This is a genomic window from Pediococcus parvulus, assembly GCF_007990205.1.
Classification (GTDB): Bacteria; Bacillota; Bacilli; order Lactobacillales; family Lactobacillaceae; genus Pediococcus; species Pediococcus parvulus.
Map to the genome: position 1 here is coordinate 1 of NZ_BJWE01000106.1, position 746 is coordinate 746.

General features: G+C 42.4%; 1 protein-coding gene. It reads right to left on the reverse strand.

Going from position 1 to position 746, the window contains the following annotated elements:
• A partial coding sequence (locus tag PPA04_RS09515) for an IS30 family transposase (protein WP_147206831.1) occupies positions 1 to 722 on the reverse strand: 722 nt, incomplete at its 3' end.
• Between the last annotated feature and the right edge of the window lie 24 nt (positions 723 to 746).

The following is a 746-nucleotide window of genomic DNA, read 5'->3' on the forward strand; positions in this document are numbered from 1 at the left end:
GAATCAGCATCTTTGCCTTCAATCAAGCGAACAATATCATAACGAGTTTTACGTTCCGTGAAGGTCAATAATACACTTTCATGTCCACTGCGTTTACCAACTACAGTATCAATCTCAAAGTGGCCGAATTCCTTGCGTTTGTCGACACGTTTAGGACGTTCCTCAATACTTTTACCAGCTAAACGTCGATGCTTGTTTGACCAGTGATGGTTAGTACGGCGGTTAGCCTTCTCCACCAAATCAAGATTACGGATCTCTAACAATTGCGCATCGATATAGTTGTAGAGAGTTTTCGTACAAACCATCTCCGTGCGCTTAAACAGATGTTGTTGGTGGGCGAAGCCGACTGCTGCATCAGGTGACCAATCATCTTGGTGGAAATGATCATCAAAGTAAGCCAGAAAGTTAGTAACAAATTTAAATTTTAGAGGTCGATGACAGCGTTGTCGATTCGTTTGATACCGAACTTGGGCCGTATCAGGCGCATAAACGCTAAAGTACTGTTCTTTACCATTGAGTTTCTTTACCTGTTGAATGCGGCCACGCTTAAGCTCATTATTAATAGTTTGATGACAGACACCAATTTCAGCGGCAATTTGACGAGCAGATTTGCCTGCAGAAAGTAAGCCAGCAATTCTGCCTCGCTCAATTGGAGTTAAATGATGACCCTTTACGTGAGATGTGATAAGCTGTTCTTGCACCAAGACGAAAACCTCTTTCATTGTTTAGTGTGGGAACTTCAATGA